The following is a 17,050-nucleotide window of genomic DNA, read 5'->3' on the forward strand; positions in this document are numbered from 1 at the left end:
GCCGCTCAGCCGCCTCAGGCTCGATGCACGACGTCACCGCCGGCGGCGGCCGGGTCACTCGACCGTGACGCTCTTGGCGAGGTTGCGCGGCTGGTCGACGTCGTGACCCAGCTGGGCGGCGAACTCGCACGCGAAGATCTGCAGCGGCACCGTGGCGACGAGCGGCTGGAGCAGCGTCGGCACCTTCGGCAGTCGGATGACGTGGTCGGCGAACGGCACGACGTCGTCGTCGCCGTCCTCGACCAGCACGATCGTGCGCGCACCGCGCGCCCGGATCTCCTGGATGTTGCTGACGATCTTCTCCTGCAGCTGGTCGCGCCCCTTGGGCGGCACGACCACGAACACGGGCACGCCCTCCTCGAGCAGCGCGATGGGTCCGTGCTTGAGCTCGCCGGCCGCGAAGCCCTCCGCGTGGAGGTACGCCAGCTCCTTGAGCTTCAGCGCCCCCTCGAGCGCCACGGGGTAGCCGACGTGACGGCCCAGGAACAGGATCGAGCGCGTGCCGGCGAGGTCGTGGGCGATCTTGCGGACGTGCTCGCCGTCGTCGAGGACCCGCTGGATGGCAGCGGGCATCGCCTCGAGGTCGTCGACGATGCGGGCGATCTCGTCGCCGTACTTCACGCCCTTGACCTGCGCGAGGTACAGCCCGAGCACGTAGCAGGCGACGACCTGCGCGAGGAAGCCCTTGGTCGAGGCGACCGCGACCTCGGGTCCGGCGTGCGTGTAGAGCACCGCGTCGGACTCACGCGGGATGGTCGAGCCGTTGGTGTTGCAGATGCTGAGCACCCGCGCCTTCTGCTGGCGGGCGTACCGGATCGCCATCAGGGTGTCCATCGTCTCGCCGGACTGGCTGATCGTGACGACCAGCGTGGACTGGTCGAGGATCGGGTCGCGGTAGCGGAACTCGCTCGCGAGCTCGACCTCGACGGGGATGCGCGTCCAGTGCTCGATCGCGTACTTCGCGACCATCGCGGCGTAGTACGACGTGCCGCAGGCGATCGCGACGATCTTGTCGACGTTGCGGAGCTCGTCGTCGGACAGCCGCATCTCGTCGAGCTGCAGGCGGCCGTCCGGGTCGTGACGGCCCAGCAGGGTGTCGGCGACCGCCTTGGGCTGCTCGGCGATCTCCTTGAGCATGTACCACTCGTAGCCGTCCTTCTGGGCGGCCGAGAGGTCCCAGTCGACCGTGAAGGTCGTGGTCTCGGCGGGCGCGCCGTCGAAGTCGGTGACGGTGATGTCGTCGGGCGTGATGACGACGACCTGGTCCTGACCCAGCTCGACGGCCTCCCGCGTGTACTCGATGAACGCGGCGACGTCGGAGCCGAGGAAGTTCTCGCCCTCGCCCCGGCCGACCACGAGCGGGGAGTTGCGGCGCGCGCCGACGACGACGTCGGGGGTCAGGGCGTCGCAGATCACGAGGGTGAAGGCGCCCTGCAGACGACGCGCCACCGCGCGCACCGCGTCGGGCAGGTCGTCACCGGCCGCGAGGCGGTCGGCGACGAGGAACGCGACGACCTCGGAGTCGGTCTCGCTGGCGAGCTCGCGACCCGAGCGCTCGATCTCGTCGCGCAGCTCGGCGAAGTTCTCGATGATGCCGTTGTGGACGATCGCGACCCGGGACGTGTCGTCCAGGTGCGGGTGCGCGTTGCGGTCGGTGGGGCCGCCGTGCGTGGCCCAGCGCGTGTGGCCGATGCCGGTCGTGGCCGGCGGCAGCGGGCTCTCGGCGAGGGCGGCGTCCAGGTTGGCGAGCTTGCCCGCCTTCTTCGCCGACGCGATCGTGCCGTCGGCGACGAGCGCGACGCCGCCGGAGTCGTAGCCGCGGTACTCGAGGCGTCGCAGGCCGCCCATCACGACGTCGACCGCAGAGCGCTGGCCGACGTATCCGACGATTCCACACATGCCGATCAGGGTACCGACTGCTGCCCTCCGGTCGGCCATCGTGACAATGGACACCATGTCCCGGGAGCTGTCGCCGTACGTCGAGCTCGAGCGCGACGCCTGGGCCATGCTGGCCGGCGACGCGCCGCTGCCGCTCACCGCCGACGAGATCGAGCGCGTGCGGGGCCTCGGTGAGGAGCTCGACCTCGAGGAGGTGCGGCAGGTCTACCTGCCGCTGACCGAGCTCATGGTGCTGCGCATCCGCGCCGCGTCCGGCCTGTACCGGGCCACGGAGAAGTTCCTTGGCAACCCGCAGCCGCAGCGCACGCCGTACGTCATCGGCATCGGCGGCTCAGTCGCCGTCGGCAAGTCCACGACGGCGCGTCTCATCCGCGAGCTGCTGGCCCACGCGCCCGAGAACCCGACCGTGGAGCTCGTCACGACCGATGGGTTCCTGCTGCCGAACGAGGAGCTCGAGCGCCGCGGCATCCTCGACCGCAAGGGGTTCCCGGAGTCGTACGACCGCAAGCGGCTCCTGCGCTTCATCATGAGCGTCAAGTCGGGCGCGGAGCACGTCGAGGCGCCCGTGTACTCCCACCTCACGTATAACGTGACCGACGAGGTCGTCACCCTCCAGCGGCCCGACGTGGTGATCGTCGAGGGGCTCAACGTGCTCGCGCCGGCCCGCGCGCGGGGCGACGGCAGCCCGGGCCTGGCGATCAGCGACTTCTTCGACTTCTCGGTCTACGTCGACGCCGCCAACCGCGACATCAAGCGGTGGTACATCGACCGATTCCTGACCCTGCGCCGCACGGCGTTCGCGGACCCCGAGTCGTACTTCCACCGCTACAGCTCGCTCAGCGACGAGGAGGCCGACGCCCGCGCCCGCCACCTCTGGGACACGATCAACTGGCCCAACCTGCGCGAGAACATCCTCACGACCCGCGGCCGCGCCGACCTCGTCCTCCGCAAGGACGCCGACCACAACGTCAAGTGGGTCCGCCTCCGCAAGATGTGACCCCGGCTGCCCTGCCCCCAGATTTGTGCGCTTACCGACCTTTGTCCCGTCGATTCAGGTCGGTTGGTGCACAAATCTTGGGGCCTTCCTCACGTGGGGCGACGGATCCACAGGGCAGGGCCGTCCACAGTCGCCCGATTCCTCGTGGCCGCGCGGCAGAGGCGGGATCACGGTCGTTGGATGGACACCTCACGACCGTTCACGACGGCCCAGGCCCGCGCCTCCGGAATCACCGAGCGAGTCCTGGGTGGCCGTCGCTACCGCCGGTTGTTCCGCGGCGTCCACATCTCGGCTGACAGCACGATCGACCTGTTCACCTGGATCGCGGCTGCGATGCTGCTCCTCCCGCCGGACGCCGCTGTCAGCCACACGACCGCGATGCGTCTGTACGGACTCGACCCAGGCGGACGACACGGCCTCGAGTTCTCGACCAACCACCCCTCGCCGCGTCGGATACCGGGGCTCACGCTTCATCGACGCCTCGGCACGCTCCACCCGCGGGCCATCGGCGGATTCCCGACGCTGGGGCCCGACCGCACGTTCGTCGACGTGGCACTGCGACTGCGGCTGCCCGAGCTCGTCGCCTTCGGAGACCACCTCGTGCACCGCGGACTGACGACGATCGAGGACCTCCGCTGGTACGCCGACTCACGTCATCTCGACGGCGTCAGGCGGGCGCGCCGCATCGCGCCGCTGGTGCGAGCCGGGGTCGAGTCACCGCGGGAGACGCTGATCCGTCTGATGCTGCGCTTCGGGCGACTCCCCGAGCCGGAGGTCAACGGAGCGATCCACGACCGTGACGGCGCCTTCCTCGCTCGCGGCGATCTCGTCTACCGAGCCTGGAAGGTCGTGGTCGAGTACGACGGGCTCCACCACCTCCGCGATCCGCGCACCTGGCAGCACGACCTCCGGCGTCGCGAGCTGCTCGAGGCCGCCGGCTGGATCGTCATCGTGATCACGACAGCCGACCTCGACCGCCCGGCATCGATCCCGGCCCGCGTCCACGAGGCACTGGCCCGCCACGGGTACCAGGGTCCCCGGCCTGCGACGAGCGTCCAGTGGAGCTCTTGGTTCGGCGCCTAGGGCACATGTTGTGCGCGAACCTACCGCCGGCAACCCGACTCAGGTCGGTAAGTGCACAAATCTGGGGGCCCTGGCTGGGGGCCGCTCGGGGGCTGGGGTGGGGTCAGCCGATGACGGACTGGACGAGGTCGTCGGCGGACTCGGGGGCGAGGCAGTGGTAGTTGGCGGCGGTGACGGTCAGGTCGACGGTGCCCTGGGTCGGCGTCTCGCCGGTCTCGTCCTCCAGGAGCTTCTCGACGACGTCGCTCCGCTCCCCGTCCGACATCAGGGCGAACTCCGCGCACCGGGTCTGGCCGCCGTCGTTGCTGCCACACGCGGCGAGCGCGGTGCTCAGCAGCACGACGAGAACGGCCGCCGCCGCGCCGCCGGACGATCGAGGCGTCATGCCCTGATCATCCCGGAGGCGCAGCCGCGGCCGCTCTCGTGGGTGTCCACTCAGGCCGGCTGGCCCGTGTTGACGTTGACCTGCTGGATGTTGTCGCGAGCGTCGGACTGCGCGACACCGGTCTGCACCGGACCGTCGCTCAGCACGATGTCGATCTCCTCGATGTCCTCGCGGGCCGTCGAGTCGGCCGGACCGGTCTCGATCGGGTCGTCGGCCAGGTCGACCTGGGTCTGGCCCTGGCCGTCGCTGGCATCGGACTGGCCCACGCCGGTCTGCACCGGACCGTCGGACAGCTCGATGTTCGTCGCCGCCGGCGGCGGCTCCCGGTCGATGAGGAACGGATGCGTGATCGGCGGGAACTCGATGCCCGCGAGCACCTCGGATCCCGTCTGCGCCAGGCTCTCGTCCGCCTCGACGTACTTCTCGTAGACGATCGTGATGCCCGAGGCGAGCTTCTCGACGACGCGCTGGCCCATGAGGCCCATCTCCTCGGAGACGGTGGCGAGCATGTCGTCGAGCAGCGCCTTGAACATCCCCGACGTGGCGAGGTCCGGGATGGACGTCGGCGTCAGGTAGTCGCACTGCATGTGCCAGTCGAGCAGCGTGTTGAACGCCGTCTCGAAGTCACCGTAGGCGTCCTGGATGTCGGTGACGGCGGACTCGATGTCGAGCACGTCGCACACCAGCGTCGGGACGACGACCGAACCGCTGACCGCCGGCGTGAGCGAGACGACCACGTCGGCCACCGGGCGCGTGACGGCCTGGATGGCCTGCTCGGTGAAGCTGTTGATCGGATCGATGACCTGCGACTGGATCTGGTCGTTGATGGCGCCGATGACCTGCGACATGAGCTCGGCCACCGCGATGTCGATGATCGACTTGATGGCCTCCTTCGCGACGAGGCGCACGGCGCCGGCCAGGGGGCCGGCCGCCACGAGAGCGGCCGCCTGGACCGTGCCGACGGCGAGGACCGAGATCTTGTAGCCCCGGATGCCGTCCGCCACCGCGGAGCAGATCGGCTGCGTCGCACCGACCGCCTCGTTGAGCGGCGTGAAGATGTTCGACCGCGTCTCCTGGAAGACGTCGGCGTAGGAGTTCAGCGCCGACGAGTCCGAGACATCAGCGACCGTGCTGACCGCATTGCCCACCGACTCGACGAAGGCGTCGAGCGACGTGGTGAAGTCCAGCAGCTGGCCGCCGAGCTCCTCGACCGCGTCCTCGTTGATGTTGATCCACTTCAGACCGAAGAGGTCCAGCGCCCACTCGACGGGCTCGGGAATCATGATGGGCATGGCGTGTGTCCCTTCCGAGGGTCACGGTCGCTCCGGCACCCCCGCCGGAGCGACCACGGTCAGGTCAGGAGGCGTTGATCGCGCTCGACAGGTCGGCGTCGGTCGCGGACAGCGTGTCGGCGGCCTGCTCGAGGTACGCGGCGAGCTGCTCGAGGGCGTCGACGGCCGAGCGCGTGCTGGTCGTGAACTGCTCGTACTGGTCGTTGTAGGTGACCGACGCCTGGTCGGTGACGAACCCGCTCTGCACGAGGTTCTGGATGAAGCTGCTCAGCTCGGTGAGCGTCGTGTTCATGTTCTCCTGGCCGGTGCGCAGCTGGCTGGCCGCGGAGCGCATCTCGTCGTAAGTGACCGAAACGTTCGACATGGTGTTCCCTTTCGCTGACCCGCCCCGTTGGCGGCTTGTGAGGAAAACATTAGGAGCGGATCGTCATCCCCGCGATGGGGAGCACTCCCCCGGGTCGGCGGGAACATTCACCAACCCGAAAAAACCCTGCAGTATCAGGACTTTTCGCCGGTCCACGGCACCTGGACGCGCACCGGCTTCCCCTTCATCACGGCCATCGCACGGCCCGGCGGGAACTCCCGCTTCGCGAAGCGCGGGAACGGGGTGCGCAGGATCGTCTCGCCCTCGATCGACTCCGGCTGCATCAGCATGCCGCGCCGGCCGTTGCGGATCTCGCTCAGCAGCGGGTACATCGAGCCCCACGAGCCGGTCTCGGACTCCGCCACCAGGAAGTGGTCGGTGCGCCGGATGGCCCGGATGAGCTCGACGATGCCGGCGTCGGCGGGGGTCGACAGGAAGTCGGCGATCGACTCCACGAACACCGCGATGTGCCCGTCGTCCTCCGCGGCGACCCGAGCGGCGAGCTCCTTCGCGAGCGCGGCGACCTCGGCCAGGTCGGTCACGGCGGCGGTCCACGGCGCCATGCGGGGCACGACGGACCTGCGGTGCCCGAGGTAGATCAGCTCGCCGTCGGGCTTCCAGCGGTGCAGCGACCGGGCGAGCGCGACGAGGGTCGTCGTGCGTCCGCTCGAGGGTCCGCCGCCGATCAGGAACGTGCCGGCGGCCTCGAAGCCGATCGGCTGGAGCGTCTCCTCGCCGATGCCCAGCACCGGTCGGCCGTCGACCTCGTTCGGCAGGTCCGACTCCGGGACCTCGGACGGCATCGAACCGATGGGCGGAGCCGGCGCCACCTGCTGCCGCTCCATCGCCCTGGCGAGCTTGCCGATGGCCTGCGACTGGTCGGCCACGTTGCCCGATCCACCGAGCACGGCCACCTGGGTCTCGACGCCGTCGATGATGCCGCGTCCGGGCGGAGAGGCGGCCGACAGGACGTCGGTCGGCATGCCCATCACGAGGTACGCGGTCTCGTCGGCCAGCCGCAGCACGACGCGGCGCGGCACGCTGGAGGAGATCGAGCCGGGCACGCTGGCCGGACGGTCCGCGGTGAAGACGACGTGGATGCCGAGCTGGCGGCCCTCCGAGAGCAGCTGCTGCAGCACGCCGTACCACTGGGCGCGCGATCCCCCGGAGTCGTAGGCCTCGCGGAACGCGGGGAAGTTGTCGAGCAGCAGCAGGATGCGCGGCTCGTCGGGTCGGTTGGTGGCCTGCCGGTACTCCGTGATGGAGCCGGCGTTGACCTCCGGGAAGTCGCGGGCGCGCTGCTCGGCGATGCCGCGCAGGGTGCGCAGGAGCCGCACGATGCGCTCGTCGTCGTCGCCGGAGACGATCGACCCGACGTGCGGCAGCGCCTCGAGCATGCGCAGACCGCCGGCGGCGAAGTCGAGGCCGTAGACGTGCACCGGTCCGCCGCGCGGCGTGACGCCGGCGCCGGCCGCGAGCGAGCGCAGCAGCACCGACTTGCCGGATCCACCCGTGCCGTAGATGGCCATGTTGCCGTCGACGTCGGGCTTGAAGGCGACGACGTGCTGGGCCTGGTGCTCGGGGAAGTCGGCGACACCCATCAGCAGCTCGGTGTCGGTGCGCGGGCCGAGCAGGGCCAGGTCGTAGACCTCGCTCAGCTCGTCGAGCCAGGGGCGACGCGGCTCGGGCAGCTCGGCGAGCAGCGACGCCCGGCCGATCGTGTCGACGAGCCGCACCTGGTCGGTCGGGCCGGGATCGGTGATCTCGGGCTCGACGTCCGGGGTGGGACGGCGCCAGCGCTCCTCGGCACCGAACTTGAGCGGGTGCAGGTGCACCGTGGCGGGCACGACCTCGTCGGTCGTGTGGCCTCCGGCGTAGGCGGACTGGAACGGGATGAGGCGGCCCGGACCCATCTTGGCCACGGCGCGGCCGGGCAGCGACGGGTCGAAGTGCGCGGCCTCCTTGGAGTCGATGACGTCCGAGCTGTCGGACTCGTCGGCCATGCGCAGGGCGATGCGCAGGTTGGTGTTGGCTCGCAGGTTGTCCTTGATGACGCCTGCAGGGCGCTGCGTGGCCATGATCAGGTGGATGCCGAGCGAGCGGCCGCGCTGGGCGATGTCGACGACGCCGTCGACGAACTCCGGCACCTCGCTGACGAGGGCGGCGAACTCGTCGATCACGAGGATCAGGGCCGGCGGCGAGTCCGGGTCGCCGCGCTTCTCGAGCTCGAGCAGGTCCTTCGCGCGCTTGCGCTGCAGGACGAGCTCGCGGTGGTGCAGCTCGGCGCGCAGGCTCGTCAGCGCACGTCGCACGAGGTGCGGGCTGAGGTCGGTCACGAGACCGACGCAGTGCGGCAGCTTGACGCAGTCGGCGAAGGCGGCGCCGCCCTTGTAGTCGACGAACAGGAACGTGACGCGGTCCGGGCTGTACTCGGCGGCCATGCCGAGGACCCACGACTGCAGGAACTCGCTCTTGCCCGAGCCGGTCGTGCCGCCGACGAGGGCGTGCGGCCCCTGGGTGCGCAGGTCGAGATGCATCGCGTCGGTGGCACCCTGCCCCACGAGGGCGCGGAGCGTGCCGGTGCGCGGCAGCGGCTTCGGCGGCTTGTCGCGCTCGTGGACGGAGAAGTTCTGACGCCAGCGGTCGAGGACGGCCTCACCGGACGAGCGCAGCTCGGTGCCGACGAGCGTGACCATCGAGACCTGCCGGGGCAGGTCGCTGGAGTCGTCGGTGACGGCGCCCTCGTCGGCCAGCGGCGCGATCGCCATCGCGAAGCGGTGGGCGTGCTCGACGCTGACGCCCTCGACCCGGACGTCGGTCACGACCTGGCCGTGACGCACGAAGTGCGCCTGGGCGGCTCCGAGGCCACCCGTGACGTCGAGGAACGTGCGGCACATCGCCGGCAGCCGGTTGCGGGTGGACCCCACCCAGATCGGGAACACCCCGACCTTGTGCGCCCGCTCGAAGAGCTGCACGACGCGGGCCCGGTCGATGGGGGCGTCCTCGGTCACGAGGACGACGACCATCGGCAGCGGCACCTCGTCGTCGTCGCTCTTGTCCTCGACGACACCCACGGTGCCACCACGAGCGGTCGACTCCAGGTCGCTCGAGAGCGGTCCGAGGCGCTCCGGGGCCTCGCTGGCCCGGCGGCCCAGACGCTCGTCGACGAGCTGCTCGAGCGCCGACACCAGGGCGGTCGCCGTGGTCTGCGTGTCGACCAGGTGCGAGCCCGACAGCGGTGACTGCGGCGAGCTCGTGTGCGGGAGCCAGCGCATCCAGTCGATGGCCGGGGTCTCGTCGGGACTGGCGATCGCCGCCAGCACGACCTCGGCCGGCGAGTGCAGACCGCTGATCTGGAGCAGCGTCCCGCGCACCGCGTCGGCGGCGTGCTGAGCCGGCCCGACGATGCCCATGGCGCCGGCGGTGTAGAGCGACTCCACGACCGGGACGTCCGGGACGTCGCGGTAGCGCTCCTCGACCTCCTCGAGCATGCGCGCGTACTTGGGCATGCCCTCGTCCATGTCGTGCGCCTCGGCGATCGTGTGCCGCGAGGGCAGGACGGCCGTCCCGAGCCGCAGGTTCAGCATCGTCCAGTGCTCCGGACGACGGGTCCAGAGCATGTCGTTGCGCTCGAGCCCAGCCTGGTACACGAGCGCCACGGCAGGCGTCTCGGCCTGGCGCACGCGGTGCTCCTCGGGCATCGCCGAGCGGAGACGCTCCTCGACCACGCGCAGCTGCTCGGTGAACTTCTCGGAGTCCATCGCCAGCTGACGGTTGTTGCGCAGCTTCCGGTTGACGAAGTTGCTCGTCATCATGAGCGGCGCCATCGCCACGAACAGCAGCGACATCGGGTTGCCCGTGATCGTGAACATCGCGGTGCCCATGACGATCGGCGCGACCATCATGAGGAACGGGAACGGCTGGGGGGTCGGCTCGATCGGGACGGCGGGACGCGGGTGCTGGAACTCGGGGTACCGCTCCTCGACGCGCGGCGAGCGGTTGAACGGGATCGCGCCACCGCGGATCTCCGAGCTCGTCACGGCCGGCGTGCCGGCGACCATCGCGAACGACAGACGGGTGTCACCCAGCTGGACGGTCTGCCCGGGCAGCATCGTCACGCGCGAGACGACGACGCCGTCGACCGCGATGCCGTTGGCCGAGTTCAGGTCGACGACCTCGATCGCTGCGCCGACCTCGACACGGGCGTGCCGCTTGGAGACGAACTGGTCCCCCAGCACGACGTCGGCGCTGGTGTCGCGGCCGATCACCGAGGAGCCGGGCGGCAGGTTGACCTGACGGCCGGCGTCCGGGCCCGACTCGACGCGCATCGTGGCCGCGACGACGGTCGAGCGGGATCCACCGACGGCCTCGACGACGGACACGACGCTGCCCGACGCGACGGGCGACTCACCCAGGATGCGATCGGGCGACAGCACCGTCGGGCGTCCGCCGCCGGGCGGCGTGACGGCGAGCGTGACCTCCTCGGCCGAGCGCGCGGCGGCCTCGGCCAGCGGATCCTGCTCGAGCAGCTCGCGGGCGACGTCACCGACGTGGGCGGTCGGTTCGGTCACGAGCACGACGTCCGTCGTGGGCCCTGTCACCCGCTGGAGCGACAGCTTGAGCTTCATCCGTGCTCCGCCACGAAGGCGCGGTCGCCGAACCAGACCGTGTCACCGGGCTGGATCTCGAGCGGGGTGCCCGGCTGGACGGCCGACTCCACCCCGTGGCTCAGGACGTGGGTGCCGTTGGTCGAGTGCAGGTCGTCGACGCGCAGGGCTCCGCCCGAGACGGTCAGGACGGCGTGGGTCTTCGACACGCTGCGCTCCGGGTCGGGGATGGCGGCCGGCAGGGCTCCGGTGTGGTCACCCGTGTCGGGGTCGCGACCGACCACGACGGTCGACGTCACGGCGATGCGCCGGCCGTCCTCGCTGACCAGGACCCACGTGGGTCGGGCCGAGCGGCGCTGGCCGATCTGGGTCTTCGCGTCGATCGCGTCGGACTCGGGCGCGGCAGCGGCGGGCTCCGGGGTGGCCGCGGGCTCGTCGACCGCCTTCTCGTCCTCAGCCTCCTCGCGAGCGGGACCGGCATGGCGGGGTCCGACCACGGGCGCAGGGCGATCGACGTCGGCCGGCGCGTCGGCACCCGTCGCCGGCTCGGGTGCCGACTCGGGGGTCGGCTCCGGCTCGGGCTGCGGCGCTCCGGAGGCCGGGAAGCCCGGCACCGAGGTGATCAGACGGCCACCACCGGACGGCGGGCCCGACGGCGGGGCCGGAGGGCTGACCGACGGGGTCGCCGGCCGGGGCGGCGGCGGAGTCGGCTCGGGCTGCGGCTCAGGAGCAGGCGCGGGGATCGGCTCCGGCTCAGGGATCGGCGTCGGCCCGGGGGTCGGCTCCGGCTCAGGGATCGGCGTCGGCTCGGCACCCGGGGGCGGCGGCAGCGGGGGCAGCGAGGACGAGTCGGAGGACACCGGCGCGGCCGGCGGTGCCGGGGCCGGAGGACGCGGTGCGGCGGGAGGCGCCGTCGGAGGCGTGGAGGGCGGGCTCGTCGGCGGCCCGGACGGCGGGGCCGCAGCCGCGGCCGGGTTGGGCGAGGTGTCGAACGACGGGAACGCGGACGGCGGGGCCACCTGCCCCGGCCCCTGCTCGGGCAGGTCGTTCGGCGGGCCGGCGTACTGGACCGGCGCCGCCCAGGGCGCGGGCGACGCAGGCGGGGCGTCGGACGTGGCCAGACCCGCGGGCGGGGCCGAGCTGTCGAGCATGACGTGCGGTCCCCCGATCGGGATCGGGGCCTGGCGCGCCCGGCGATCGGCCTCCTCGGCGATCGATCCCACCGTGCCCTTGACCACGACGGCACCCACCGCCTTGTCGTGCCAGGCCTGACGCTTCTCGTCGCGACGGCTGAGAAACATCGAGACGAGCACGAGGATCGCGATCGACTGGGTCAGCGCCAGCACGATGGTGCGCAGGAGGGCCTTGCCGAACCCGAGCGGCGTGCCGCCCTCGGCCCGCAGGACCGAGATGCCCACCACGCGGCCACCGACGGTGAAGCCGTTGCGCGACAGGTTGATCCACTGCACGAGCAGGAAGATCAAGGTCAACAACGTGGGGACGCCGGCGAAGAACAGCTGCCGGAACCCGGGGTCGCCGTTCTCGAACGCGACGTAGAACAGCGCGGCGGCCGGGGTGACCAGCGCCGAGAGGATCACGCGGTCGATCAGGTACCCGCCGAAGCGGGCGCCGAGCGACGCGAACGGACCCGTCACGGTGCCGACGCGCCCGTGGGAGCTGGGAGCGTCGTCGCGGCGTGCTCCGCCGTCGAGAGGCGTGGTCATGAGGTCCCCTTCTTCTGGTGCTGACGGCGTCGCCGCGCCGCTGAGCGTTCCGCCACCCACCGGGCAGGCGCGGACCGACGTGCTGATGCTCCCAGACGCCGGGCGCGCGAGCTGGCGCCGCGGCCGAGCTGACGCCACGGGATGCTGGCCGGCGAGAGAACCGCGACCCAGCGGCGCCACCACGGCACCGACTTCCGCATGCGCGACAGCGCCGTGCGGACGTCGCGCCAGTAATCGTCGACCTCCGACGGCGTCGGCTCGCCGGGCGCGAACACGTGCCGGTCGGCCACGGCTGCCAGCGTCGGCGCCTCCGCCTCGGGGAACCGGCCGTCGAGCACCAGACCGTTCTGGTGCCGCGTGTTGCTGACGGGCAGTCGCACACCGAGGTCGCGAGCCCGGTCGGTGACCTCGCGCCACCCACCGCTGAGGCGCGTCACCGGGTCGCGAGCGCCACGGCGTCGGCGACGGCGCCACCACTTCACGAGCAGCAGCCCCCAGATCGGGGTGAGCAGCAGCAGGATCTTGACGATCGTCCAGAGCACGCCCAGGATCGCGAGGATCAGCCCCCACAGGTCGAAGCCGGTGTTCTCACCGGCACCCTGCGGCGGGGCCTGGTCGGCCTGGCCCGGCTCGTCCGGCACCTGGGGCGGCTGTGGCAGGTAGGGCTGCGGCACCGGGTCGGGCTCCTCCTGCTCCTCCTTCAGGATCTGGTCGTCCGGAGGCGTGGGGGTCAGCGGCACCCATCCGAGCCCGTCGAGCGCGACCTCGACCCAGGCGTGCATGTCGTCGCCCGTGACCGAGCCGCTCGCCGGCACCTCGGCACCGATCACGACGCGCGCCGGGACCTGCAGGTTCTGCAGCGCGACCCCGAGGGCCGACGCGTACTGCTCGTCGTTGCCGACCATCTGGCGCGGACGCTCGACGAGGTCGGAGATGCGCTTGACGCCGTGCCCGGCGGTCGACGGGTACCCGCTCGGCTTGCCGTCGCTGTAGAAGCCGTCGTCCTTGAAGCGCTGCGCGATGGTCTGCACGGTGGCGCCGTCGCCACCGGCGCCGCCCGCGTCACCGATCCACGTCTCGACGAGCTTCGTGAGGTTCTCGGGCACTCCGACCGGAGCCTCCAGCGAGACCCCCTGCTGACGGGCCGCGTCGGTGATCTGCTCCTCCGAGGGGAGGTCGGGGATGACGGTCTCGAACTCGTACGAGACGCCCGGTCCGACCCCGCCGACCTGGGCGACGGTGCCCGTCGCGTCGTTGTGGAGGACGTCGACCGAGCGCTCCGCGTCGACGTCGCCGTCGACGTCGCGCACCGTGACGGCCTGACTGTCGCCCACGGACGGCACCCACACGCCCGTGTACTGGTCGATCGTGATCGTGACGTCGGTCGTGTCGCCGGAGGCCGTGTCGTCGCGGAAGCGCACGAAGGTGCCGGAGGCGTCGCCGGAACCGGCGCCACCCGTGACGTTCCAGACGATGCCATCGAAGTAGTCCATCGTCGCGACGCGCACCAGGGTGCCGCCGTCGACGCCCTCGACCTGGAACATCGGGGTGTTCTTGAGGTTGAGCTGGTCGGTGTAGGCGCGGAACTTCGACAGCGGGCTGGGGTAGTCGCGCGGGTCGAAGGGCGGGTCGACGTGGTCGCGCAGCACCTCGCGACGATCGGTGTCGAGCAGGCTCGTGGCACCGACGGCGGCTCCGCCGACGATCGCGAGCGTCACGGCAGCCAGCAGGCCGCGGCGCAGCCAGGCCGCGCGCGACCCGCTCATCGAGCGCCACCGGATCCACAGGAGCAGCAGCATCGCGAGGGCGACGCCGCGCACGGTGGTGTGCTCGGCCGTGGAGGTGCCGAACGCGACCGAGACGGCGAGGATGCCGAGCACGACGAGGGCGGCCGAGCCGGGCCAGCGGCTCCGCCAGACGAGCACGCCCGAGACCACGCCACCGAGCAGGCCGATGACCCACGGCACGATCAGCACGTTGCCCGTGCTGCCGAGCGGTGCGATCAGCGTCAACGAGTCACGCCACGCGTCGATCACGCCGCTGAGCAGCGTGCGCACCGCGTCGGGGCTCGGGGCCACGCCGCCGGCCGCGAGGTCGGGGGTCGCCAGGGCCGGACCGACGACGAGGTAGACGAGGACCAGGGTGCCCGCCGTGAGCCAGGGCCCGAGGTGGGCGGTGCGCGACACGAGGGCGACCAGCAGGCCGAGGGCGAGTCCGCCGCCGACCGCCGCGGCCCAGCGCCAGCCGCCGTAGGCGTCGGCCAGGGGGCTCGCCGCGACGAGGCCGAGCGCGAGCAGGGCCACGAGGTCGAGCGCGACGGTCGGTGCCGTGAGCGGGCGCGAGCGGTGCTCGGTCGTGTCGAGCGTGCGTGCCGTGCGGCCCGTGGCGCGGCCGACGGTGCGCCCGGTGGTCGAGGCGCTCACGAGGCGAGCCGCCGCATCGTCGGGGCGAGGTCGTCGAGATCACCCAGGACCGCGATGTCGAGGTCGCCGACGGGGTGCACCGACGTCTCGCCGCCGGGACGGGCCTGCACGACGATCGTGCGGACGTCGACCGGCAGGAAGCGCCGGGCACGACGGAGCTCGGTGGGATCGACCAGCGAGCCGCACACGAGCACGGCGACGCTGGCACCGGAGACCTCGCGCACCAGGCGGCGCACGAGCTCGGAGAGCCGCGGCGACGTGGGCTCGTACTCGACGCCCGAGAGCTGGTCGAGCCACTGCTGCACCGTCGGCGTGCGCAGGCGCCGGGTCGAGGTGGAGCCGCTCAGCGTCTGCCCCTCCCCGAGGCACTGCACGCCCAGCGAGCCGGCGACCGACACCGCGACCTCGAACTCCTCGTCGCTGCCGTAGTCGTCCAGGCGGGTGCTGAGCGCGACGAGCAGGTGGGAGCGCCGCGTCTCCTCGAACTGACGCACCATGAGCGTGCCGGTGCGGGCGGTGGACTTCCAGTGGATGTAGCGACGGTCGTCGCCCGGCACGTACGGACGCAGCGCGTGGAACGCGACGTCGCTGTTGGAGAGCTTGCGGACGGTCTGGCCCTCGAGGTCGCGGATCAGGCCGGTCGCCGAGCTCTCGATCCGCACGGTGCGCGGGTGCACGTACAGCAGGTGGTCCTCGGTCAGCGGCTGCTCGCGGCGGAACAGGGCGAAGGGGTCGGACCGGACCGACAGCACCGGGCCGACCGGGATGATCGCGCGGCGCTGCGTCGGGATCGCGAAGAGCTCCTCGCGCTCGTCACCGACCTTGAGGGACGGCACGTGGAACGCCGCGCTGCCGCGGCCGACAGGCAGCTCGATCGTGACCGGCAGGCTGCGTCGGCGGCTGCCGTTGCTGACGAAGATGGCGCCGTTGGCCCGCTCCCCCACCACGACGCGGTCGCGGCCCAGGTCGAAGCGCGCCGAGAGCTGGTGGCGACCGAGCACGAACAGGGCACACACGGCGAGCAGCGCCAGCCCCAGCCAGAAGCCGAGCAGGAGCTCGAGCCAGCCGAAGCGCCAGCCGACCAGGCCTCCGACGAGCGTGACCAGGGCGACCGCCACGGCAGCGCCGCTCGTGACCTCGGTGACCGGGCTCAGCCAGCGTCGTGGGGTCGCGGTCGAGCGCACGATCCAGTCGCGGGTGCGGAGCACCAGATGGAGGGTGCGACGTCGCACCCCCCTGATCTGACGATCGACCGCGTTCCCGCTCATCCGGCAGCGCGCTCCTGCGGAGCGGGGATGGTGTCGAGCAGGCGCTGCACGACCGCCTCGGAGGTGAGGCCCCGGAACTCCTCCTCGGGGTCGAGGATCATGCGGTGCGCGAACGTCGGGATCGCGAGCACCTTGATGTCGTCCGGGAGCACGAAGTGGCGTCCGGAGGCCGCGGCCCAGACCTTCGCGACGCGCACGAGCGCGAGCCCCGCGCGGACGCTGCAGCCGAGCTGCACCTCGGGCGCGCTGCGCGTCTCGGCGAGCAGGTTCGTGACGTACTCCAGCACGACGTCGTCGACGTGCACCAGGGCGGCCAGGTCGATCATCGAGGCGACCGCGTCGGTCGTGATGAGCGGTTCGAGGCCCGTGGCGGAGGCCTTCGTGGCCGTCGCCGCGAGGATCTTGAGCGTGCTGGCGTGGTCCGGGTAGCCCAGCGTCGTCTTCATGAGGAAGCGGTCGAGCTGCGCCTCGGGCAGCTTGTAGGTGCCGGCCTGCTCGATGGGGTTCATCGTCGCGATGACCATGAACGGGCGGCCGACACGGTGCGTGTTGCCGTCGACCGTGACCTGCCCCTCCTCCATGACCTCCAGCAGCGCCGACTGCGTCTTGGGCGACGCACGGTTGATCTCGTCGGCCAGCACGATGTCGGCGAAGATCGGGCCCGGGTGGAACTCGAACTTCTGCGTCTTCTGGTCGAAGATCGTGACGCCCGTGACGTCGCTGGGCAGCAGGTCGGGCGTGAACTGGATGCGGCTCTGGCGCCCCTTGAGCGTCTGCGCGATCGCCCGGGCCAGCGAGGTCTTGCCCGTGCCGGGGAAGTCCTCGAGCAGCAGGTGACCCTCCGAGAGCAGGCACGCCATCGCGAGCTGGATCTGGTGGGTCTTGCCGACGACGGCCTGCTCGACGTTGCCGACGAGCTGGCCGAACGTCGTGGCGAACCACTGTGTCTGGTCAGGCGTCAGGGTCGGGGTCGTGGTGGTGGTCATGCAGAGTTTCCTCGCTGAGGTG

General features: G+C 71.5%; 11 protein-coding genes. 2 read left to right on the top strand and 9 right to left on the bottom strand.

Going from position 1 to position 17,050, the window contains the following annotated elements; genetic code table 11:
* Positions 1 to 54: 54 nt before the first annotated feature.
* Positions 55 to 1,899 (bottom strand): glutamine--fructose-6-phosphate transaminase (isomerizing), encoded by a 1,845-nt coding sequence (gene glmS, locus LO931_RS03460; RefSeq protein ID WP_229051825.1) that lies wholly within the window; start codon positions 1,897 to 1,899, stop codon positions 55 to 57.
* A gap of 46 nt (positions 1,900 to 1,945) precedes the next feature.
* Here glmS and coaA point away from each other — a divergent pair, with 46 nt between their 5' ends.
* Together coaA and LO931_RS03470 are read left to right on the top strand one after the other, a co-directional pair.
* On the top strand, positions 1,946 to 2,896 hold the full coding sequence (gene coaA, locus LO931_RS03465; RefSeq protein ID WP_229051826.1) for a type I pantothenate kinase: 951 nt from the start codon (positions 1,946 to 1,948) through the stop codon (positions 2,894 to 2,896).
* A 180-nt stretch (positions 2,897 to 3,076) separates the two neighbouring features.
* Positions 3,077 to 3,979: an endonuclease domain-containing protein gene (locus LO931_RS03470; protein ID WP_229051827.1), complete on the top strand. Its 903-nt coding sequence runs from the start codon at positions 3,077 to 3,079 to the stop codon at positions 3,977 to 3,979.
* 103 nt (positions 3,980 to 4,082) lie between these two features.
* On the opposite strand, the gene LO931_RS03475 is transcribed toward LO931_RS03470, so the two are convergent.
* The 8 genes from LO931_RS03475 to LO931_RS03510 form a co-directional block, all read right to left on the bottom strand.
* Positions 4,083 to 4,364, bottom strand: a complete 282-nt coding sequence (locus LO931_RS03475; RefSeq protein WP_229051828.1) for a hypothetical protein — start codon at positions 4,362 to 4,364, stop codon at positions 4,083 to 4,085.
* A 50-nt stretch (positions 4,365 to 4,414) separates the two neighbouring features.
* Positions 4,415 to 5,656 carry a hypothetical protein gene (locus LO931_RS03480; RefSeq protein ID WP_229051829.1) on the bottom strand — a complete coding sequence of 414 codons (1,242 nt, stop codon included), beginning with the start codon at positions 5,654 to 5,656 and terminating at the stop codon, positions 4,415 to 4,417.
* 64 nt (positions 5,657 to 5,720) lie between these two features.
* Positions 5,721 to 6,020 carry a WXG100 family type VII secretion target gene (locus LO931_RS03485; protein ID WP_229051830.1) on the bottom strand — a complete coding sequence of 100 codons (300 nt, stop codon included), beginning with the start codon at positions 6,018 to 6,020 and terminating at the stop codon, positions 5,721 to 5,723.
* Positions 6,021 to 6,154: 134 nt separating this feature from the next.
* Positions 6,155 to 10,648, bottom strand: coding sequence for an FtsK/SpoIIIE domain-containing protein (locus LO931_RS03490; protein ID WP_229051831.1), 4,494 nt, complete (start codon positions 10,646 to 10,648; stop codon positions 6,155 to 6,157).
* On the bottom strand, positions 10,645 to 12,351 hold the full coding sequence (locus LO931_RS03495; protein WP_229051832.1) for an RDD family protein: 1,707 nt from the start codon (positions 12,349 to 12,351) through the stop codon (positions 10,645 to 10,647). The genes LO931_RS03490 and LO931_RS03495 overlap by 4 nt, the downstream gene beginning before the upstream one ends.
* Positions 12,348 to 14,774 (bottom strand): transglutaminase domain-containing protein, encoded by a 2,427-nt coding sequence (locus LO931_RS03500; RefSeq protein ID WP_229051833.1) that lies wholly within the window; start codon positions 14,772 to 14,774, stop codon positions 12,348 to 12,350. Before LO931_RS03500 ends, LO931_RS03495 begins: the two co-directional genes overlap by 4 nt.
* Positions 14,771 to 15,982: a DUF58 domain-containing protein gene (locus LO931_RS03505; protein WP_229051834.1), complete on the bottom strand. Its 1,212-nt coding sequence runs from the start codon at positions 15,980 to 15,982 to the stop codon at positions 14,771 to 14,773. The genes LO931_RS03500 and LO931_RS03505 overlap by 4 nt, the downstream gene beginning before the upstream one ends.
* A gap of 56 nt (positions 15,983 to 16,038) precedes the next feature.
* Positions 16,039 to 17,028 carry a MoxR family ATPase gene (locus LO931_RS03510; protein WP_229051835.1) on the bottom strand — a complete coding sequence of 330 codons (990 nt, stop codon included), beginning with the start codon at positions 17,026 to 17,028 and terminating at the stop codon, positions 16,039 to 16,041.
* Positions 17,029 to 17,050: the final 22 nt, after the last annotated feature.

The organism is Aeromicrobium sp. Leaf350 (genome assembly GCF_916858655.1).
Taxonomy (GTDB): domain Bacteria; phylum Actinomycetota; class Actinomycetes; order Propionibacteriales; family Nocardioidaceae; genus Aeromicrobium.